The 19,705-nt window shown below is 73.1% G+C and carries 17 protein-coding genes and 1 riboswitch; of the genes, 11 read left to right on the forward strand and 6 right to left on the reverse strand.

Annotated features, from left to right (window positions below):
- The first annotated feature begins 35 nt into the window (after nt 1–35).
- Nucleotides 36–494, forward strand: coding sequence for a nuclear transport factor 2 family protein (locus GQF42_RS14620; protein ID WP_158920063.1), 459 nt, complete (start codon nt 36–38; stop codon nt 492–494).
- Here the strand turns inward: GQF42_RS14620 and GQF42_RS14625 are convergent.
- From GQF42_RS14625 to GQF42_RS14640, 4 genes are read right to left on the reverse strand one after another with little or no spacing between them, the layout of a single operon-like run.
- Nucleotides 487–1,911 carry an FAD-dependent oxidoreductase gene (locus GQF42_RS14625; RefSeq protein WP_158920064.1) on the reverse strand — a complete coding sequence of 475 codons (1,425 nt, stop codon included), beginning with the start codon at nt 1,909–1,911 and terminating at the stop codon, nt 487–489. The two genes, GQF42_RS14620 and GQF42_RS14625, sit on opposite strands and share 8 nt — an antisense overlap.
- Nucleotides 1,904–3,133: an MAB_1171c family putative transporter gene (locus GQF42_RS14630; protein WP_158930153.1), complete on the reverse strand. Its 1,230-nt coding sequence runs from the start codon at nt 3,131–3,133 to the stop codon at nt 1,904–1,906. The genes GQF42_RS14625 and GQF42_RS14630 overlap by 8 nt, the downstream gene beginning before the upstream one ends.
- Complete coding sequence (locus GQF42_RS14635; protein WP_233273350.1) at nt 3,133–3,783, reverse strand: hypothetical protein; 651 nt, start codon at nt 3,781–3,783, stop codon at nt 3,133–3,135. Before GQF42_RS14635 ends, GQF42_RS14630 begins: the two co-directional genes overlap by 1 nt.
- Nucleotides 3,780–4,370 carry an XRE family transcriptional regulator gene (locus GQF42_RS14640; protein WP_158920065.1) on the reverse strand — a complete coding sequence of 197 codons (591 nt, stop codon included), beginning with the start codon at nt 4,368–4,370 and terminating at the stop codon, nt 3,780–3,782. Before GQF42_RS14640 ends, GQF42_RS14635 begins: the two co-directional genes overlap by 4 nt.
- A gap of 251 nt (nt 4,371–4,621) precedes the next feature.
- On the opposite strand from GQF42_RS14640, the gene GQF42_RS14645 reads away from it, so the two are divergent.
- The 8 genes from GQF42_RS14645 to GQF42_RS14680 all read left to right on the forward strand — a co-directional run bounded on the left by GQF42_RS14645 (nt 4,622) and on the right by GQF42_RS14680 (nt 13,093).
- A complete protein-coding gene (locus GQF42_RS14645) occupies nt 4,622–5,497 on the forward strand; it encodes a hypothetical protein (protein WP_158920066.1) in 876 nt (291 codons plus the stop codon).
- 172 nt (nt 5,498–5,669) lie between these two features.
- Nucleotides 5,670–5,741, forward strand: a riboswitch (adenosylcobalamin-variant (AdoCbl-variant) riboswitch).
- Between the two features lie 124 nt (nt 5,742–5,865).
- Complete coding sequence (locus tag GQF42_RS14650) at nt 5,866–7,077, forward strand: prenyltransferase/squalene oxidase repeat-containing protein (protein WP_158930159.1); 1,212 nt, start codon at nt 5,866–5,868, stop codon at nt 7,075–7,077.
- The gene (locus GQF42_RS14655; RefSeq protein WP_158920067.1) at nt 7,074–7,745 is read left to right on the forward strand and encodes an SCO2322 family protein; all 672 of its coding nucleotides are present in this window, start codon (nt 7,074–7,076) and stop codon (nt 7,743–7,745) included. Before GQF42_RS14650 ends, GQF42_RS14655 begins: the two co-directional genes overlap by 4 nt.
- Nucleotides 7,738–8,865: an energy-coupling factor transporter transmembrane protein EcfT gene (locus tag GQF42_RS14660; RefSeq protein WP_233273351.1), complete on the forward strand. Its 1,128-nt coding sequence runs from the start codon at nt 7,738–7,740 to the stop codon at nt 8,863–8,865. Before GQF42_RS14655 ends, GQF42_RS14660 begins: the two co-directional genes overlap by 8 nt.
- Nucleotides 8,862–10,541, forward strand: a complete 1,680-nt coding sequence (locus GQF42_RS14665; protein WP_158920068.1) for an ABC transporter ATP-binding protein — start codon at nt 8,862–8,864, stop codon at nt 10,539–10,541. The genes GQF42_RS14660 and GQF42_RS14665 overlap by 4 nt, the downstream gene beginning before the upstream one ends.
- Nucleotides 10,538–11,416 (forward strand): ECF transporter S component, encoded by an 879-nt coding sequence (locus GQF42_RS14670; protein WP_158920069.1) that lies wholly within the window; start codon nt 10,538–10,540, stop codon nt 11,414–11,416. Before GQF42_RS14665 ends, GQF42_RS14670 begins: the two co-directional genes overlap by 4 nt.
- A gap of 296 nt (nt 11,417–11,712) precedes the next feature.
- Nucleotides 11,713–12,129 (forward strand): aggregation-promoting factor C-terminal-like domain-containing protein, encoded by a 417-nt coding sequence (locus tag GQF42_RS14675; protein WP_158920070.1) that lies wholly within the window; start codon nt 11,713–11,715, stop codon nt 12,127–12,129.
- Between the two features lie 268 nt (nt 12,130–12,397).
- Nucleotides 12,398–13,093: a YoaK family protein gene (locus tag GQF42_RS14680; RefSeq protein ID WP_158920071.1), complete on the forward strand. Its 696-nt coding sequence runs from the start codon at nt 12,398–12,400 to the stop codon at nt 13,091–13,093.
- A gap of 9 nt (nt 13,094–13,102) precedes the next feature.
- Here GQF42_RS14680 and GQF42_RS14685 read toward each other — a convergent pair whose 3' ends face one another.
- Nucleotides 13,103–14,338, reverse strand: coding sequence for a cytochrome P450 (locus GQF42_RS14685; protein ID WP_158920072.1), 1,236 nt, complete (start codon nt 14,336–14,338; stop codon nt 13,103–13,105).
- Nucleotides 14,339–14,576: 238 nt separating this feature from the next.
- Here GQF42_RS14685 and GQF42_RS14690 point away from each other — a divergent pair, with 238 nt between their 5' ends.
- A complete protein-coding gene (locus GQF42_RS14690) occupies nt 14,577–15,746 on the forward strand; it encodes a steroid 3-ketoacyl-CoA thiolase (protein WP_158920073.1) in 1,170 nt (389 codons plus the stop codon).
- On the opposite strand, the gene GQF42_RS14695 is transcribed toward GQF42_RS14690, so the two are convergent.
- Complete coding sequence (locus GQF42_RS14695; protein WP_158920074.1) at nt 15,730–17,787, reverse strand: bifunctional glycosyltransferase 87/phosphatase PAP2 family protein; 2,058 nt, start codon at nt 17,785–17,787, stop codon at nt 15,730–15,732. The two genes, GQF42_RS14690 and GQF42_RS14695, sit on opposite strands and share 17 nt — an antisense overlap.
- Before the next feature lie 391 nt (nt 17,788–18,178).
- Between GQF42_RS14695 and proP the strand changes: the two genes are divergently transcribed.
- Nucleotides 18,179–19,570 (forward strand): glycine betaine/L-proline transporter ProP, encoded by a 1,392-nt coding sequence (proP, locus tag GQF42_RS14700; RefSeq protein WP_158920075.1) that lies wholly within the window; start codon nt 18,179–18,181, stop codon nt 19,568–19,570.
- Nucleotides 19,571–19,705: the final 135 nt, after the last annotated feature.

Consider the following 19,705-nt stretch of genomic DNA (forward strand, 5'->3'; position numbering starts at 1 on the left):
TTGCGGCCCCCGCCTGTGTGCGGTTGGAAAGCCTCATGGACCCCTTGGAGCGCCTGCTTGCCGAGCGCGCCTGCGAGCGTGTGATCACCGACTTCGTCCACCGCCTCGACCTCGGTGAACCGGCCTCGGTGGCCGGGCTGTTCACCGAGGACGGCAGCTGGCAGTGGCCGCCGCCGGGGGACGGGCGGCGGGTGACGGGGCGCGAGGCGCTGGCCGCGTACTTCGGCTCGCGGCCCGCCGACCGGCTCTCGCGCCGGTTCCTGTCCAACGTCCTCGTCACCGTGACCGGGCCGGACACCGCCACCGCCGTCTCGTACTTCGCGACCTACCGGGTCGACGGGTACGAGGGCGGCATGGTGCCCGCCGGGCCGCCCGTCCAGGTCGGCCAGTACGAGGACTCCTTCCGCCGGGCGGACGGGCGCTGGCTACTGGCCCACCGGGTGCTGCGGCTGCCCCTGGGCGGGCCGACCCCTCGTGCCGGCCGGGCTAGTTGAGGCCCGCCGCCCTGCGTTCCGTCTCGCTCAGGGGCGGGCCGGACAGCGGGGCCCTGCGGGGGCCCGTGGCGATGTTCCAGAGCATGTCGGGGGCAAACAGCCGGGATGCCGGGGCCTTCAGGCTCATCACGTCCAGCAGGCCCTGCAGGGCGCGCGGGTTGCCGGAGCCCGCGGCCACGGCCTTGTCGACGTAGGCACTGAGCATCCGCTCCACGAGGGTGGGCGGTTCGGACGTGGCACCGGGGTAGTAGGCGTCCTGGCCCACCGCGAGGTTCCAGGCGTTGCCGACCGGGCGGGCGACCGCGCGCTGGACGCGGCGGGCGGCGCCGGGGGCGGTGGGACCGTACCGGTCGAGGACCCGGCCGAGGGCGAGGGCGCTCTGCGCGGCGACGGTCAGGCCGTGGCCGTAGACCGGGTTGTAGCCGGCGACGGCGTCCCCGAGGACGGCGAAGCCCTCGGGCCAGGTCTCGGACTTCTCGTAGTAGCGGCGGCGGTTGGCGGTGCTGCGGGTGGTCACCGGGTCGGTCAGTGGCTTCGCCCGGGCCAGCAGGCGGCCGATGATCGGGTCCGTCAGACCGGTGCGCGCGAAGTGCTCGAAGGCGTCGGGGTCGGCGGTGGGCTGCCCGCCCCGGGTGCCGGAGAGCGTGACCAGCCAGCGGTCGTCCTCGATCGGTACGACGACCCCGCCGCGGCCGGGTGCCTCGCGCGGGTCGGCCTGGACGTTGACCACCGGGTAGCGGCGGCCGAGGGTGCCGTCGGGGGCCGCGTAGAGACGGCTGGCGTAGACGACGCCCGCGTCCACCACGCGCTCCGCGACCGGGGCGTGGCCCAGCGCGCGCAGCCAGGTGGCCGCCTGCGAGCCGCGCCCGCCCGCGTCGATCACCAGGTCGGCGTCCAGTGTGGTCTCCCGGCCGTCCGAGCCCCGCAGTAGCCGCAGGCCGGTCACCCGGTCGTGCCCGCCCGTCAGGCCGGCCGCCCGGGTGCCGTCGAGCAGGGTGATCCGGGGCCGGGCGAGGACGTGTCCGCGGATCACCGCGTCCAGCAGGTCCCGGCTGCACACGATCAGGTGGTGCCGGGAGTCGGTGAAGCGCCGGAACCACTGTCCCGAGGGCGCCTTGCTGACCAGGTCGGCCATCACACCGACGAGTCCGGCGCCCTGCCCGGTCAGCTCGCCGGTGATGCCCGGCAGCAGGTCCTCCAGGGCGCTCACCCCGCCGGACCACAGCAGATGGGCGTGGCGGGCCTGGGGCAGCCCCTTGCGGGGCTCGGGGCCCGCCGGCAGCCGGTCGGCCTCCACGACGGTCACCTCGTGGAAGCGGGTGGCGAGCACGGACGCGGCGAGCATGCCGGCCGTACTGCCGCCGATGACGACCGCTCTGCGGCGGGCGGTGCGTATGTCAGCGCCTGTGTCAGGCATGTGCGGTGAGACCTTCCGTGGCGGCCGCCTCCCGGCGGAACCTGTCGATGACCGGCATGTGGAACCGCAACGCCTGCGCGATGGAGTCCAGCTCGCTGTCGGAGAGGGCGGCCGCGGCGAGGGGCCGTCCCGCCTCGTCCGCCCGGCCCGCGGCGGGCGGTTCGTCCCCGCCGGCCGGGCCGTGCAGCACGTCGGCCGCGATCAGGATGTCCACCGCCCCGGCGATGCCCAGTGCTTCGGCGTCCGGGTGGCCCGCGGCCACGGCGGCCGTACGGACCCGCTCGCGCCGGGCCCGCTTGAGGTGCGGGGCCAGTCTGAGCAGACCGTCGTTGATGGCGGCCCGGCGCAGTTCGAGGCGCAGGGCGGCACCGCTGACCCGGCCGGTCGCGGGTGCTGCCGGGGCGGTGACCGTCACCATGGTCTGCCACAACGGTCGCAGCCGCCGGTGGGTGCGCACCAGCCGTCGGCGCTCGTCGACCACCGGGCCGGCCTGCCCGGCGATGAACCCGATGGCGACCAGCAGTGCCTCGGCGATGGCGAACGGCGGGGCGACGTACGTCGACAGCCAGTCCCAGTCCCGGCCGCTCCAGCGGGCGCCGATCGCGGCGAGTTTGGCGACGTCGAAGACGAGCCCGAGGGCGTAGGCGACCTGGAGGAATATCACCGCCCGGCGCAGCCAGGTGTCCTCGACCTCCTTGTACCAGGCCCACAGCATGCCGGCCGCGACCAGCGCCGACACCAGGTGCGCGACCAGGTACAGCATCCCGAACTCGCGCATCCAGGGTGTGTCGGCGTAGTAGGTGTCGAGGTCGCGCAGCCGCTCCACGTGGTGGTCGCCGAGCGAGAACGTCGTCCACAGGCCCGCGATGATGGCCGAGTACGCCATCCACACCAGGCGGGTGCGCCGGCGGCGGACGGCGGACGGGGGTTCGCGCCAGGTGATGATGAGCCACAGGCAGGCGCCGCAGTAGGCGGTGAGCAGCGAATAGACCCACACGCCCGCGAAGTTGGGGACGCCGGTGATCCGGTTGATGCGGTGCAGGTTGGCGGGCGGCAGCGAGGCGAAGACGATCGCGCCGATGCCGAGCAGCAGCGCGGTGGCCCGCAGGATGGGGTCCTGCCAGGCGCGGCGCAGCAGCGGCAGTTTGATCACGAAGGCCACGACGAACAGCACGGCCGGCACGGCGTAGGCGGCGAAGGTGCCGGAGATGTCCCAGCGCATCACGGTCCGCCGATGTTGCCCAGGGAGGACGACAGCCGGCCGGTGAGGGTGTCCTGGGTGGTCCGGCCGGTGGCCGCGCCGGGCCCGACGACCTTGGAGAACTTCGCGGCGAGGCGCAGCCCGCACTCCTCGGCCTCCCACTCGGCCGCGGCGGCGGCAGCGGCGGCGGCCGGCGACCGGGTGGCCATGGCGACGACCTGGTCCCAGGGGATGTCCTCGTCGTCGCGCAAGTCCCCGGCTTCCCCGGAGTCCCCGTGGCCCACGGAGTACCGGGACAGCAGGCGGCGCGCGGCGGCGGGCGGCCCGGACGGATGGTGCACGTCGAGGGTGCCGTAGTGGATGTGGCCGATCTCGTGCCCGGCGATGACGAACTTGTGCGGGTCGGGGGCGCGGTCCTCGACCACGACGATGTACTGCTCGTCCAGCGCGAGCGTGACCCCGGAGACGTCCAGTCCGGGCGGGAAGGTGACGAACTTCAGCCGGATCGGGCGGTCGAGCTGCGGGCTGAGCGTGGCGCACAGGGCGTGCAGGAAGGCCTCGGCGTCGGTCGGCGGGGTGAGGGTGCGGGCCGTGTCGCGCACCAGCCGGTCGAGGAAGCGCTTGGGCGACCTGGCGGACCTGCCGGAGTTGGGGGGCTTGGGGGGCTTCACCGGCGGGTGTCCTCCGCCCGCTCCGAGGAGATGATCATCTCGGCCAGGTCGGCGAGCGTGGCGAGCTGGCGGGCGTTCATCTGCGGGGCCCGTGCGGCGAGCCGGACCAGGCCGCTCTCGCGCAGCCTGAGCAGCGGATCCGCCTCGGCCTCCAGCCCCTGGAGCACCGGCTGCAGGGCCTCGTGCAGCGCCTCCGGCTCGTCGGCGGTGAAGAAGCCGGCCGGCAGACCGAAGAAGCGGCGCAGCCGGTCGGTGTGCTCCAGGCTCGGCATCCCGCACTTGCGCCACTCGCTCAGCCACTGCCGGCTGGTTCCGGCGATCCTGGCCAGCTCGTCCAGCGAGTACCGCTTGCCGTCGGGCCGGCGCCGGGTCTCCCTTATGAAGTCCAGTCGCTGGCGCACCCGTTGGGCCAGACCGCTCTCGGGCGCCCGCCCGCCGCCCAGCAGGTCGACGACGACCGGCACGGGAATGCCGGTGCGATGGGACAGGCCGGTCACGTCGAGGGTCTCCGGCAGCCGACCGGGCCGACCGGTCAACTCCCCCAGTCTGGCCAGGACTTCGGCCAGCGAGATGTAGGCATCACTCACCGAGGTCCCCCCTGAGTGTGTGTCGTCCGTGTGATGACCGGACGGAACGCGAGGCTACCCGGTCGCCCGGTCGCCGACCAGACGTGACAACGCTCCCTGCCCAATGCGGCAGTAATAGTTGACAGTTGAGGGCGCGGCGGGTGAGGATCACGGCACAGAGAGCAAGCTTTCGACCCGCCCCGGGTGCCGCCTATGGGGGAGCGGCATCCGGGGTGTTTCTCTGCCCCGCCCCCCGCGAAGGTGATGCGCCGATGCCGCAGCCCGTCCTTCTGCTCGGGGCCGGCCCGGCCGCGTACGGGTTCCCGCTGGCGCGGATCGCCGGGATCCACCCGGTGATCCTGGTCGACACCACCGTGCCCGGCTGGGCGCAGCCCTTCCTGTCCGGCCATCTCGCCACCGACCCCGAGCGGGAGGCGGAGACGGCCGGGACGATCGCGCGGTACGCGGACGGACAACGGATCGCCGGCGTGCTCACCTGGACCAGGGGGCACCTGGTCACCACCGCACGGGTCACCGGACAACTGGGCCTGCCCGGACCGTCGTACGAGGCGGCGGCGGCCTGCGCCGACCCGGCGGCGGTACGGGCCCGGCTCGCCCTGCACCAGGTGCTGCCCGACGAGCCCGGGGACGCCGACGGTCCGCTGGTGTCCGCCGAGACCGTCGTCCTGGACGACGAGGTCCGCATCGCCGCGCTCACCCGTACGACGCCGGGTCCGCCGGGGCGCCTGCCGCTGCGGCACTGCGTCCACGCACACGACGGACTGCTGCACAACCGCTTCCTGCGGCAGACCGTCGAGCGGGCGGTACGGGCCCTGGGGCTCAACCACACCGTCGCCCATGTGGGGCTCCGGGTGACCGGACGCGGGCCCCGGGTGACCGGGGTCGCGCCGTACCTGCCGGGCGATCTGATCCCTTCGCTGGTGGAGCGGGCGACCGGGGTCGATCTGGCGGAGGTGGCGGTGGCACTGGCGTGCGGGACGGGCGTGGACCTCTCGCCCAGCCGGCAGCGGGCCGCGGCGGTCCGCTTCGCGGAGTCGACGGATTCCCGGCAGCGCCGGCGGCGGATGTACTGGGTGGTGGAGGGGGAGGACGTGGCGGAGTGCGATCGGGCGCTGGACGCCGCATGACGCTCTCGCCGCGGGGGGGGCCGTCCGGCGCACGGTGGGGGGTGCGTTCGGGGGCGTGCGGGGCGGTCACGGCGGCCGTCCACCGCGTGACCCCGGTCACGACCGTCCTGTGCGCACAGCCACTCCTCGGGCCGCGCGGGGCTGCCGGTAAGGTGGCGGGGTCGTCATCACACCCGTACAGGGGAAAGCCGGTGCAATTCCGGCGCTGACCCGCAACCGTAAGAGCCGGACTGCCCCGGACGGGACGTTGACCGGCTCACGTGCGTCGGCGGCCCGCCGCGCACGGCACCGTCGAGGTCTACGGAGCCGAGCCGCCCGGGGTGTCCCGTGCGCTGCCCGGCTCCCCGCAGGAGAGGCAGTCGCCGACCATGAACGTCCGCCGCAGCGCAGCGGCTCTCGCCGTCGTAGGCGTGCTGGCCGCCGCCGCGCCCGCCACGGCCGCCGGGCCGTCCCCGTCCCCGAAGGGCGCGATCCCGTCCGGGCTGTACGGCACCTCCGATCCGACGTACGACGGTGTGTGGCGCCAGTCGCTGACGCTGATCGCCCAGCGCACGCTCGGCTACGAACCGGCCGCGAAGGCCGTGGACTGGCTCGCCGGCCAGCAGTGCGCGAACGGCTCCTTCGCCGCGTTCCGCGCCGACCCGGCCAAGGCCTGCGACAGCAAGGTCATGGTGGACACCAACAGCACGGCCGCCGCCGTCCAGGCCCTGAAGGCCGCCGGCGGGCACGACGACGCCGTCGGCAAGGCCATGACCTGGCTGAAGTCCGTGCAGAACAAGGACGGCGGCTGGGGCTACGCCCCGGGCGGAGCCAGCGACACCAACTCCACCTCCGTCGTCATCGGCGCGCTGACCGCGACCGGCACGGACCCGGCGAAGGTCGCCAAGGCGGGCAAGTCCCCCTACGACCTGCTTGCCGCCATGGCCGTCCCCTGCGACAGGACCGGCGGTGGCGCCCTCGCCTTCCAGCCGGACAAGAAGGGCGAACTGCTGGCCAACGCCGACGCGTCGGCGGCGGGCGTGCTCGGCGCGCTCGGCAAGGGGTTCGTCACAACGGCCGGCAAGGCACCCGGCAGCACCACGTGCGTCTTGGGCAAGCACCTCACCCCGGCGCAGATCGCGGACAACGCGGGCGCGAACCTGGCCTCGGTCGTCGCGAAGACCGGCCACCTGACGTCGACTCTGCCCGGCGCCATGGACCAGCCGGACTACGGCAACACGGCGGACACGGTCGTCGCGCTCGCCGCCGACGGACGCGTCACGCAGGCGCTGCAGTCGTACACCTGGCTGGAGAACAACGCCCTCAAGTGGGCCGAGCAGAGCGGCCCGGCGGCCTACGCCCAGCTGATCCTCGCCGCGCACGCGGTGGGCGCGCAGCCCGGTGACTTCGGCGGCACCAGCCTCGTCCGGTCCCTCAACGCGCAGGGCCCGGCCCCGAGCATGCCCTCCACCGGGCACGAGACGAAGAAGAAGTCGGACGGCAACTCGTCGTTCGGCCTCTGGTGGTTCGTCGGCGTCTGCCTAGTCGCGGGCATCGGCATCGGCTTCCTGCTGAGCGGCCGGAAGAAGCAGCAGCCGTGATCCGTCGTGCGGCGAGCCTGGCGCTGGCCGCGCTCGTCCTGCTGACGGCCGCCGCGACCCAGGCGCACGCCACCGGCTACCGCTACTGGTCCTTCTGGGAGCGGACGGACGGCCGTTGGACGTACGCGACGCAGGGGCCCTCGACCGCCCGTCCCGACGACGGCGCGGTGGAGGGCTTCCGCTTCGCGGTCAGCGCGGACTCGGCCGACGCGAGCCGGCCGCGCGGCACGGCGGACTTCGGGGCCATCTGCTCGACCACACCGGCCAGGTCGGGGATGAAGCGGGTGGCGCTGGTCCTCGACTTCGGCATCCCGGCGGACGCGCCGTCCGGCGAGACGCCGCCGGCGGGCCGTACGGCCTGCGCGCGCGTGTCCGACGACGCGACGACGGCCGAGGCTCTGGCCGCCGTCGCGAGGCCCCTGCGCTACGACACCAACGCCCTGCTGTGCGCCATCGCGGGCTATCCGCGCAGCGGGTGCGGGGAGCAGGTGTCGACGGACGGCAGGAAGACCGCGACGCCCGCGCAGTCCACGCAGTCCAGGCAGTCCACGCAGAGGAGCAGCGGCTCCGACGGCGGGCCCTCGCTGGGGTTGCCGATCGGTGCGGGGGTGGTGGCCCTGCTGGCGGGCGCGGCGGTGTGGCAGGCACGGCGGCGACGCAATGCCTAGGTCCGGTCGTCGCGGGGCAGGCGGGAGTTCGACGACAGGGCCCGGCAGCCGCACCGGGCACCGGGCCGCCGTGCACCCCGGCGCCTGGTGGCTCTGGGCACTGGGCCTCGGCAGCGCCGCCACCCGCACCGCCAACCCGCTCCTGCTCGCCCTCCTCGTCTCCGCGTCCGCCTACGTCGTCGCGACGCACCGCACTGCCACCCCCGCCGCCCGCTCCTACACCGCCTTCGCCAAGCTCGCTCTCGCCGTCCTCCTCATCCGCCTCTTCTTCGCGGTGGCACTCGGCTCCCCCATCCCCGGCACCCACACCCTCCTCACCCTCCCCGAGGTCCCGCTCCCCCACTGGGCGCAGGGCATCCGCCTGGGCGGCAGGGTCACGGCCGAGGCCCTGGTCTTCGCGGCCTACGACGGCCTGAAGCTGGCCACCCTCCTGATCTGCGTCGGCGCGGCGAACGCCCTCGCGAGCCCGGGCCGCCTGCTCAAGTCCCTCCCGGGCGCTCTGTACGAGACCGGCGTCGCCGTGGTCGTCGCCCTCACCTTCGCGCCCCATCTCGTCGCCGACGTCCAGCGGCTGCGCGCCGCCCGCCGGCTGCGCGGCCGCCCGGACCGGGGCCTGCGCGGGCTGCTCCAGGTCGGACTGCCGGTCCTGGAGGGCGCGTTGGAGCGCTCGGTCGCGCTCGCCGCCTCGATGGAGGCCCGCGGCTACGGCCGCAGCGCCGAGGTCCCCGCCCGGGTCCGCCGTACGACGGCCGCGCTCACCCTCGGCGGCCTGCTGGGGGTGTGCGCGGGGACGTACGGGCTGCTCACCGCGGAGGGCGGCAGCTACGGGCTGCCGGTCCTGCTCGCCGGTGTGGCCGCCGCCCTCGCCGGCCTGAAGCTGGGCGGCCGGCGCTCGCTGCGCACCCGGTACCGCCCGGACCCGTGGGACGCGCGGGCCTGGCTGGTGGCCGGTTCCGGCGCCGCCGTCGCCGCGCTGCTCACGCTCGCCTCCACCCGCGATCCGCAGGCCCTGCACCCCGGCGTCGTCCCCCTGGTCGCGCCCACGCTCCCGCTCTGGCCCGCGGCGGCGGTCCTCCTCGGCCTGCTGCCCGCCTTCGCCGTCCCCAAGGAGCCCTCGTGATCCGTTTCGAGGACGTCAGCGTGACGTACGAGGGCGCGGCCGAACCCTGCGTCCGCGGCGTCGACTTCGTGGTGCCGGAGGGCGAACTGGTGCTGCTCGTCGGCCCGTCGGGGGTCGGCAAGTCGACCGTGCTCGGCGCGGTCAGCGGACTGGTGCCGCACTTCACCGGCGGCACGCTGAGCGGCCGTGTCACGGTGGCCGGCCGGGACACCCGGACCCACAAGCCGCGCGAACTGGCGGACGTGGTGGGCACGGTGGGCCAGGACCCGCTCGCCCATTTCGTCACCGACACGGTGGAGGACGAACTCGCCTACGGAATGGAATCGTTGGGACTGGCCCCGGAGGTGATGCGGCGCCGGGTCGAGGAGACCCTCGACCTGCTCGGCCTCGCGGCCCTGCGCGACCGCCCGATCGCCACCCTCTCCGGGGGCCAGCGCCAGCGGGTCGCGATCGGCTCGGTCCTCACCCCGCACCCCCGGGTCCTGGTCCTGGACGAACCGACCTCGGCCCTGGACCCGGCCGCGGCGGAGGAGGTGCTCGCGGTCCTCCAGCGCCTGGTGCACGACCTCGGCACCACGATCCTGATGGCCGAACACCGCCTGGAACGGGTGATCCACTACGCCGATCGCGCCATCCTGCTCCCGTCCCCCGCACAGGCGCCGGTCGTCGGCACCCCGGCCGAGGTGATGGCCGTCTCCCCGGTGTATCCCCCGGTGGTCGGCCTGGGCCGCCTGGCCGGCTGGTCCCCCCTCCCGCTGACCGTCAGGGACGCCCGCCGCCGCGCCGCCGACCTGCGCGAACAGCTGTCGGGACCCGGCGCGCGCAGGCAAGCGGCCCCGCCTCCGTCCGGCCCCGGCGCCGGGCGCCCCACACACCCTGCGCGCCGACGCCTCTTCCGGCGCGCCGCCCCGGCCCCCCTGTCCGCGACGGTCGCCGAGATCCAGTCCCTGTCCGTCCGCCGAGACCGCATCACGGCCCTGCGCCAGGTGGACCTCACCGTCACCCCCGGCGAGACCATCGCCCTCATGGGCCGCAACGGCGCCGGAAAGTCCACCCTGCTGGGCTCGCTGGTGGGCCTGCTCGCACCCACCGCGGGCAGCGTGCACGTCGGCGGAGTCACCCCCCACCGCACCGCGCCCCCCGAACTCGTCCGCCACGTCGGCCTCGTCCCCCAGGAACCGCGCGACCTGCTGTATGCCGACACGGTCGCCGAGGAGTGCGCGGCGGCCGACCGGGACGCCGGGGCCGAGCCCGGCACCTGCCGGGCGCTGGTGTCGCAGCTGCTGCCGGGGATCACGGACGACACGCACCCGCGGGACCTGTCCGAGGGCCAGTGCCTGGCGCTCGCCCTGGCCGTCGTACTGACCGCCCGGCCGCCCCTGCTGCTGCTCGACGAGCCGACGCGCGGCCTGGACTACGCGGCCAAGGCCCGCCTGGTGGGCGTGCTGCGCGGCCTCGCCGCCGAGGGGCACGCCATCGTGCTGGCCACGCATGACGTGGAGCTGGCGGCCGAGATCGCGCACCGCGTGGTGCTGCTCGCCGACGGGGAGGTCATAGCCGACGGACCGACCGCCTCCATCGTGGTCTCCTCGCCGTCCTTCGCCCCGCAGGTGACGAAGATCCTCGCCCCGCAGCAGTGGCTCACCGTGGCCGAGGTGCGCGAGGCCCTGTCATGAGGGCCGCCCGGCTGCACGCCGTCCGCCTGGGCCCCCGTTCGCTCGCCGCGCTCGCCCTGGTCAGCGCGGTCGGCGTGGTCGCCTTCGGCTGGCCCTTCCTCGCTCCGCCCGCCTCACAGCTCAACGCGCACGCCCAGGACGCGCCCTGGCTCTTCGCGGGCCTGCTGGTGCTGCTGGTCGCGGTCGTGGCGGCCACGATCTCGGAGTCGGACCTCGGGCCGAAGGCCGTGGCGATGCTGGGCGTGCTGGCGGCGACGGGGGCGGCGCTGCGGCCGATCGGCGCGGGGACGGCCGGGATCGAGCCGATGTTCTTCCTGATGGTGCTCAGCGGGCGGGTCCTCGGTCCCGGCTTCGGCTTCACCCTGGGCTCGGTGACGATGTTCGCCTCCGCCCTGCTCACCGGCGGGGTCGGGCCCTGGCTGCCGTTCCAGATGCTGTCGATGGGCTGGTTCACGATGGGGGCCGGGCTGCTGCCGGGGGCGGTGCGCCTGCGCGGCCGGGCGGAGCTGCTGCTCCTCGCCGCGTACGGCTCCCTGGCCTCCCTCGCCTACGGCACGGTCATGAATCTGGCGGGCTGGCCCTTCCTGGGCGCCGCCGCCTCGAACATCTCCTTCGACGCCCACGCCGCCATCCCCGCCAACCTGGCCCGTTTCGCGGCCTACTGCCTGGCCACCTCGCTCGGTTGGGACCTGGGCCGGGCCCTGTGCACGGTGGTGCTGACCCTGTTCCTCGGCCCGGCGGTGCTGCGCGCGCTGCGCAGGGCCACACGGCGGGCCGCCTTCGAGACCGCGGTCACATTCGAGGCCCGGGAACCGTCACCGGGCGGACGCGGCACCTCACTCAGCGACAGCACGACGGTGAAGCACCCCACATGACCCGGATCACCTACGATCCGGGGCAGTAGCGCAAAATGTCCCGATATGTCACCTCGGGCACTCGCTCTGACCTGCACAGGGAGACCCGCGCCACAGAACCGTCGTTTCCCGTCGTTTCGGCCACAACTAGTAAAAGGGGTGATTGCGGGCTTCCTGCGTGCCTGCTTCTCTGGAGGACGTCGCAAGGCGCCACGAGCCCACCCGGGCCCGCGGCGCCCACGTATACGGCCGGCCATCGCGCGAACGCGGGCCACGGCATACGGGCGACCCCCTGTCCCCGACGCAAGAGGTTCTCCGTGTCCGTCTCCTTCATCCGCCGCATCGCTTCCCCGAAGAAGGCCCTCATCTCCGCCGCCGTGGCCACCGCCGGCGCCGGTCTGGCTCTGACCGCGGCGCCCGCCCAGGCCGCCACGCCCGCCTCGGCCTCCTCCGCTCAGGCGATCGCGCACAAGATGATCCCGGACGCCGCGCAGTTCAACGCGTTCAGCAAGATCGTCTCGCACGAGAGTGGCTGGAACCCGTCCGCCACCAACTCCTCCTCCGGCGCCTACGGCCTGGTCCAGGCCCTGCCGGGCTCGAAGATGGCCTCCGCCGGTGCCGACTGGAAGACCAACCCGGCCACCCAGATCAAGTGGGGCCTGGACTACATGAACTCCCGCTACGGCAGCCCGGTCAAGGCCTGGAGCTTCTGGCAGGCGAACGGCTGGTACTGAGCCGGCCCGCCCTCGATGCTCCGCCGCTGAACCAGCGCGCCCGTCGAGCAACCGCACCCTCGCCCCCGCGGCGGGGGTGCGTTCGTATGTCCGGGCGTTGCCGGCCACGTCCGCGCACCCCAACCTCCCTGGTTCTCCTCGGACTTGCGCAGGGTCGCCGCCCTGTGCCGACCGCCGCGAGGACACGCTCGGCCCGGACGTCCAGGAATCCCCCGCGGCCGTGGTGGAGTGGGTCCCCACCCCGTCCGTCCGGCCCACCGGAGGAACCATGACGACGGCTCCGACCGCACAGCCACCCGCGCCCGACCCCGAGACGCGCGGGGTGCCGCTGGTGATCGTGCTGCTGATCCTGACGGTGGTCAGCGGGCTGATCGACGCCGTCAGCTATCTGGGCCTCGGCCGGGTCTTCACCGCCAACATGACCGGCAACGTCGTCGTCCTGGGCTTCGCGGCGGCCGGCGCGCCCGGCTTCTCGGTCCCGCACACGGCCACCTCGCTGGGCTGCTTCCTGCTGGGCGCGGCGACCGGCGGCCGGCTGGCGGCCCGCGTCGGCAAGGGCTCGCGCCGTCGCTGGACCCGGCTGACCCTGATCGGCGAGGCGCTGCTGGTGGCCGTCTCGGCGGCGGTCGCCTTCGCCTGGCCGCACGCCACCGGCACGGTCTACGCCCTGATCGCCCTCACCGGATACGCGATGGGCCTGCGCAACGCCACGGTCCGCAAGCTGGGCATCGCCGATCTGACGACCACCGTGCTGACGATGACCCTGACCGGGCTGGCCTCCGAGTCCCGCTTCGGCGACGGCACCGGCCACCGCTCGCCGCGCCGCACGGCCTCGGCCGTCGCCATGTTCGCCGGCGCCTGTCTGGGCGCGTGGCTGGTCCTGCACCACGGCCTCGGCGTCCCGCTGCTGATCGCGGCGGTCGCCTCGGCCGTGCTGGCGGTGGTGGCGTCGAGCCGGGAGTGAGCGACCCGCTCAGGAGGTCGTGACCCGCAGCTCCTTGACCCCGTTGATCCAGGCCGAGCGCAGCCGCCGGGGTTCGTCGGACAGCCGCAGCCCGGGCATGGCGTCGGCGATCGCGTTGAAGATCAGCTCGATCTCCAGCACCGCGAGGGACTTGCCCAGGCAGTAGTGCGGACCACCGCCGCCGAAGCCCAGGTGGGGATTGGGATCGCGGGTGATGTCGAAGGCGTCGGGGTCGGCGAAGACCTCGGGGTCGTGGTTGGCGGAGGCGTAGAACAGCCCGACCCTGTCGCCCTTCCTGATCCGCACCCCGCCCAGCTCCGTGTCCTGGGTGGCCGTGCGCTGGAAGGCGTTGACCGGGGTCGCCCAGCGGACGATCTCCTCGGCCGTCGTGGCCGGCCGCTCCCGCCTGAAGAGGTCCCACTGCCCGGGATGGGTGAGGAAGGCGTGCATCCCGTGGGTGATGGCGTTCCGGGTCGTCTCGTTGCCGGCCACCGCGAGCATCAGCACGAAGAAGCCGAACTCGTCGGAGTTCAGGTTGCCTTCGTCCTCCGCCGCCACCAGGGTCGTCACGATGTCGCGGGCCGGGCACTGCTTGCGCTCGGCGGCCATGTTCATGGCGTAGGCGATGATCTCGGCGGCCGACTCGGCGCCGACCTCCTCCGTGATGGCGTACTCGGGATCGTCGTAGGCGATCATCTTGTTGGACCAGTCGAAGATCTTGGAGCGGTCCTCCTGGGGCACGCCGATCAGTTCGGCGATGGCCTGCAGGGGCAGTTCGCAGGCGACCTCGGCGACGAAGTCGAAGGGGCCGGAGCGGGCGCGGGCGGCCGTGACGATGGCCTCGGCGCGGGCCCGGAGCCGGTCCTCGAGGGCACGGATGGAACGTGGCGTGAAGCCTCGCTGCACGATCTGCCGCACGCGCGTATGTTCCGGGGGATCCATGTTGAGCAGGATGAGGCGCTGTGCCTCGATCGCGTCGCGCTGGATGTGCTCGTTGAAGCGGATGATCGCGGTGTTGAGGGTGGAGGAGAAGAGTTCCGGGTGCGTGGAGACGTACTTGACGTCCGCGTGCCGGGTCACGGCCCAGTAGCCGTCGTCGGCAAAGCCCGCGATGCCGTGCGGCTGGGGCATCCAGCGGACCGGCTCGGCGCGGCGCAGCTCGGCGAACTCCGGGAGGGGCACACGGTGGTGGAGCAGGTCGGGGTCGGTGAGGTCGAACCCGTCGGGCAGCGCTGGACAGGGCATCGGTCACTCCAGCCATCTGACGGACCATCAGCGAGTGCCGTGAACGTAGTAACCGGTTCTACAACCCGCAAGAGGTAGAGCACCCCCAATCCGTGCGGAATTCGTGCAGATCGCAACTCCGGCACCTGCAAGACCCTTGCGGTGATGGACATCACGTCAGCAGACTGCTGGTCAGAACTAGAACGCGTACTAGTTCTGGCACGTTCTGGAGGAGAGCCCTCGGAGAGGACCCGCACCCATGGCCGCCGAACCCGTGATCGTCGAAGCCGTCCGCACCCCGATCGGCAAGCGCGGCGGCGCGCTCGCCAACCTGCACCCCGCCTATCTCCTGGGCGAGACCTACCGTGAACTCCTCGGCCGGACCGGGATCCCCGCCGACGCCGTGGAGCAGATCGTCGGCGGCACGGTGACCCACGCCGGCGAACAGTCCATGAACCCCGCGCGCACCGCCTGGCTGGCGATGGGCCTGCCCTACGAGACGGCCGCGACGACCGTCGACTGCCAGTGCGGCTCCTCGCAGCAGGCCTCGCACATGGTGGCCAACATGGTCGCGGGCGGCGTGATCGACGTGGGGATCAGCTGTGGCGTGGAGGCCATGTCACGTGTACCGCTCGGCTCCGGCTCCAAGCACGGACCCGGCAAGCCCTTCCCCGACGAGTGGAACGTCGACCTGCCGAACCAGTTCGAGGCGGCCGAACGCATCGCCCGCCACCGGGGATTGACGCGCGAGAACGTCGACGCCCTCGGTCTGCGCTCCCAGGAGAGGGCGGCCCTCGCCTGGGCCGAGGAACGCTTCAAGCGCGAGACGTTCGCCGTGCAGGTGCCGACCACCGAGGAGGAGCAGTACGCCGGGCAGGGCATGTGGCGACTGGTCGACAAGGACGAGGGGCTGCGCGACACCTCGATGGAGGCGCTGGCCGGCCTGAAGCCGGTGATGCCGACGGCCGTCCACACGGCGGGCAACTCGTCGCAGATCTCCGACGGCGCGGCGGCCGTCATGTGGACCTCGAAGCGGATGGCCCGCGCCCTCAAACTGAAGCCGAGGGCGCGGATCGTCGCCCAGGCACTGGTCGGCGCCGATCCCCACTTCCACCTCGACGGCCCGATCGACGCGACGCGTGCGGTGCTGGGCAAGGCGGGCATGTCCCTGAAGGACATCGACCTGGTCGAGATCAACGAGGCCTTCGCCTCCGTGGTGCTGAGCTGGGCCCAGGTCTTCGAACAGAACCTGGACAAGGTCAATGTCAACGGCGGCGCGATCGCCCTCGGTCATCCGGTGGGCGCGACGGGCGCCCGCCTGATCACCACCGCCCTGCACGAACTGGAGCGCGCGGACAAGGAGTTCGCCCTCATCACGATGTGCGCGGGCGGCGGGCTGGCGACCGGGACGATCATTCAGCGGTTGTAGCCGCGTCGCGGGCCGGGGCCGCCACGGGGACGGGCTCCGCGCGGCGCTGGGCCACCATCCGCACCACCCGCGCCCGCGGCCCCTGCAGCAGGTACGACAGCGCGAAGCCGGCGCCGACCACGACCGCGCCGCCGACCGCGTCGAGCACCCAGTGGTTGCCGGTGGCGACGATGGCCGAGACGGTGAAGAAGGGGTGCAGCAGACCGAGGGCCTTCATCCACCACTTCGGTGCGATGACCGCGATGACGACCCCGCACCACAGGGCCCAGCCGAAGTGCAGGGACGGCATCGCCGCGTACTGGTTGGTCAGCGCCGTCAGCGTGCCGTAGTTCGGCTTGGAGAAGTCCTGGACGCCGTGGACGGTGTCGATCATGCCGAGCCCCGGCATCAGGCGCGGCGGGGCCAGCGGGAAGAGCCAGAAGCCGATCAGGGCGAGGAAGGTGGCGAAGCCGAGGGAGGCGCGGGCCCAGCGGTAGTCGACGGGGCGGCGCCAGTACAGGACGCCGAGGACCGCCAGCGGGGCCACGAAGTGGAAGGACTCGTAGTAGAAGTTGAAGAACTCCCGCAGCCAGCCGATCTTCACGACGGCGTGGTTGGCCCAGTGCTCCATGTCGATGTGCAGGAAGCGCTCGACGTCGAGCACGATGTGCCCGTGGTGCTCGGCGCGCGCCCGGCCGCCGGAGATGGTGCCGCCGGTCGCGGCGAGGCGGACCTGTGAGTAGGCGGCGTAGACGACCCGGATGAGCAGTAGTTCCAGCAGGAGGTTCGGGCGGGTCAGGACCCGGCGCAGGAACGGGACGAGAGGGACGCGTCGAAAGCGGGCCGGGACCTGCGGGGCGTACTCCGTGGGGACCGGGGTCTGGTAATAGGGAGAGGTGCGGGACAGGAACGGCACGGCCGTGGCGGCGGCGAGGGCCGCGAGCAGGACGAGGTTGTCGCGCAGCGGGTACAGCGCCGGCGTGTTCGGCAGCATCATCTTCGCCGGGAGCGTGGTGACGAGGACCACGGCCACCGGCCAGACATAGCGGTCGGAGGCCCGTCTGCCGACCCGGCCGACCACCGCGAGCAGCACCCACAGCAGCTGGTACTGCCAGGCGGTGGGTGAGACGGCGACGACGGCGCAGCCGGTGATGGCGACGGCGAGCAGCAGTTGCCCGTCGGCCGCGTAGTGCACCGCGCGGCGCATGGCGAGGGCCGCGACGGCGGCGCCGAGCACCAGGAAGGCGGCGATCTCCAGCGGGCCGGTCAGGCCGAGCCGGAGCAGGGCGCCGTGCAGCGACTGGTTGCCGAGGGCGTCCGCCTTGCCGCCGAGGCCGACCCCGGCCATGTGGTGCACCCAGTACTCATAGGAGTCGTGCGGCAGTGCGGCCCAGGCGAGCGCGGTCCAGCCGGCGAAGGCGCCGGCCGTGGTGAGCGCGGCCCGGCGGCGGCCGGTGAACCACAGCAGCGGGGCGAACAGCAGCATGGTCGGCTGCAGCGCGGCGGCCAGGCCTATGCACAGCCCGCTCGCCCGCTGCCCGCGCACGGCGAAGCAGCCGAGCAGGACGAGCAGCACCGGGATGATGCTGGTCTGGCCGAGCCACAGGGCGTTGCGGACCGGCAGCGACAGCATCAGCAGGCTGATCGCGACCGGCGCGGCCAGCAGCGAGGTGCGGCGGCCGATGGGCTGGGGCAGCGCGCGGGCGGCGACGAGGCCGAGCGCGACGACCAGCAGCAGGGTGCCGAAGGTCCAGCCCCAGCCGAGGGCGGCCTCGGCGGAGCGGGTCAGCGGCTTGAGGACCAGGCCCCCGAAGGGGGTGCCGGTGAATCGGGTCGAGTCGTAGATCGAGCCGTTCACATGCAGGACGCCGTGCGGGCCGACCCAGGTCTCCAGGTCGGTCAGCCGCTCGCCCCGTGGAGTGCTGAGGACGACGGCCACCTGCCGTACGGCGAGGACCGCCGCCACCGCCCACAGTGCCAGCCGGGCCGCGCGCAGCCGTGCTCCGATGGTGGCCTGCCCGAAGGCATCTGCAGGTCGCCCGCTGTGCTCTACGTTCGCCACGCCTCGTCGGCCTCCCGCCCCGTTCGTTCCGGCGCCGTATACGCCACGTTCTTCTGAGAACCCTATGAGGCTCGCAGACCCCCCGGACCAAGACGCAGGCAACCCCCGATTCACCTGACGTCCGCCCTCCTTTTGTCCGGATGACGATAGTCAGGGGCCTGTGCGGTTGCAGGGGCGGGGCGCGAGAAGGATCACAGCGCGGAGGTGGCATGGCCCGCGCGAAGGGGGCAGACGTACCTGCATACGCGCGATTTAGGTGCACTATGCAGCCAGTTGCTCACGTGACGTAAGGGGCCGAAACCACCCTATGGTCGTTTTTCGGCCCGTTACCCGGCAGCGTCGCCCCGCGGACCGCGTCCCCGTCCCCGTCGAAAGGTAGGCGAGCCCCGTTTTGGCAGCCGCCACAGCCGTCACCCCGTACCAGAAGAGCCCGAAAGCCGCCGGGGCCGCGCAGGCCCCCCAGGCCCCCGCGGTCACCGTCACCGATCCCGCGCTCGTCAAGCGCGCCGTCAAGGCGGCGGCGCTCGGCAACGCGATGGAGTGGTTCGACTTCGGCGTCTACAGCTACATCGCGGTCACCCTGGGCAAGGTCTTCTTCCCGTCCGGCAACCCGACCGCGCAGCTGCTGTCGACGTTCGGAGCGTTCGCGGCGGCCTTCCTGGTCCGTCCGCTGGGCGGCATGGTCTTCGGTCCGCTGGGCGACCGCGTGGGGCGGCAGAAGGTGCTCGCCCTGACGATGATCATGATGGCGGCGGGCACGTTCGCCATCGGCCTGATCCCGTCGTACGCGTCGATCGGCGTGGGCGCCCCGCTCCTCCTCCTGGCCGCCCGACTCGTGCAGGGCTTCTCGACCGGCGGTGAGTACGCGGGCGCGTCGACGTTCATCGCCGAGTACGCCCCCGACAAGAGGCGCGGCTTCTTCGGCAGCTGGCTGGAGTTCGGCACGCTGGCGGGCTACATCGGCGGTGCGGGCCTGGTGACGCTGATGACGGCCCTGCTGTCGTCGCACGACCTGCTGACCTGGGGCTGGCGCATCCCGTTCCTGATCGCGGGTCCGATGGGCATCATCGGCCTGTACCTGCGGATGCGCCTGGAGGAGACGCCGGCGTTCGCGGCCGAGGTCGAGAAGGCCGAGGCGGAACGCCCGAAGGTGCCGCTGCGCGAGATGGTGGCGGGCCAGTGGAAGGCACTGCTGCTCTGCATGGGCCTGGTACTGGTCTTCAACGTCACCGACTACATGCTGCTGTCGTACATGCCGAGCTATCTGACCAGTGAGCTGAAGTACGACGAGACGCACGGGCTGCTGGTCGTGCTGGGCGTGATGGCGCTGATGATGATCGTGCAGCCGTTCGCGGGCGCGCTGAGCGACCGGGTCGGCCGGCGTCCGGTGATCGCGGCGGGCTGCACGGGCTTCCTGCTCCTGTCCGTCCCCGCCCTGCTGCTGATCCGCCAGGGGAGCCTGCTGGCCGTCGCGCTGGGCATGGGTGCGCTGGGCCTGCTCCTGGTCTGCTTCACGGCGGCCATGCCGGCCGCGCTGCCCGCTCTCTTCCCGACCCGGGTCCGCTACGGCTCGCTGTCCATCGGCTTCAACGTGTCGGTGTCCCTGTTCGGCGGCACGACCCCGCTGGTCGTGACCGCGCTGATCGGGGCCACGGGGAACATGATGATGCCCGCGTACTACATGATGGGCGCGGCTGTCGTGGGCGGATTCGCCGTGTGGCGGATGTCGGAGTCGGCCGGACTGCCGCTACCGGGATCGGCACCGGCGGTGGAGGCCCGCTAGGCGCCACCGGCACCCTCGACAGAAGTCCGCCGGATGCCGTCGCAGCGCGGGGCGGCCGTGGCCGGACGCATATGTTCCCGTGCGTCTTCGGGGGCTGCCGTGGGCCGGAACCGATCACAGGTCGGCGCCGTCTGT

It is taken from the genome of Streptomyces broussonetiae (assembly GCF_009796285.1).
GTDB classification, from domain to species: Bacteria; Actinomycetota; Actinomycetes; order Streptomycetales; family Streptomycetaceae; genus Streptomyces; species Streptomyces broussonetiae.

Bases quoted from the DNA above. Each gene is read 5' to 3' on its own strand.
- GQF42_RS14620 (WP_158920063.1), top strand. From the start codon at position 36: ATGGACCCCTTGGAGCGCCTGCTTGCCGAGCGCGCCTGCGAGCGTGTG.
- GQF42_RS14625 (WP_158920064.1), bottom strand. From the start codon at position 1,911: ATGCCTGACACAGGCGCTGACATACGCACCGCCCGCCGCAGAGCGGTC.
- GQF42_RS14630 (WP_158930153.1), bottom strand. From the start codon at position 3,133: ATGCGCTGGGACATCTCCGGCACCTTCGCCGCCTACGCCGTGCCGGCC.
- GQF42_RS14645 (WP_158920066.1), top strand. From the start codon at position 4,622: ATGCCGCAGCCCGTCCTTCTGCTCGGGGCCGGCCCGGCCGCGTACGGG.
- GQF42_RS14650 (WP_158930159.1), top strand. From the start codon at position 5,866: ATGAACGTCCGCCGCAGCGCAGCGGCTCTCGCCGTCGTAGGCGTGCTG.
- GQF42_RS14660 (WP_233273351.1), top strand. From the start codon at position 7,738: ATGCCTAGGTCCGGTCGTCGCGGGGCAGGCGGGAGTTCGACGACAGGG.
- GQF42_RS14670 (WP_158920069.1), top strand. From the start codon at position 10,538: ATGAGGGCCGCCCGGCTGCACGCCGTCCGCCTGGGCCCCCGTTCGCTC.
- GQF42_RS14680 (WP_158920071.1), top strand. From the start codon at position 12,398: ATGACGACGGCTCCGACCGCACAGCCACCCGCGCCCGACCCCGAGACG.
- GQF42_RS14685 (WP_158920072.1), bottom strand. From the start codon at position 14,338: ATGCCCTGTCCAGCGCTGCCCGACGGGTTCGACCTCACCGACCCCGAC.
- GQF42_RS14690 (WP_158920073.1), top strand. From the start codon at position 14,577: ATGGCCGCCGAACCCGTGATCGTCGAAGCCGTCCGCACCCCGATCGGC.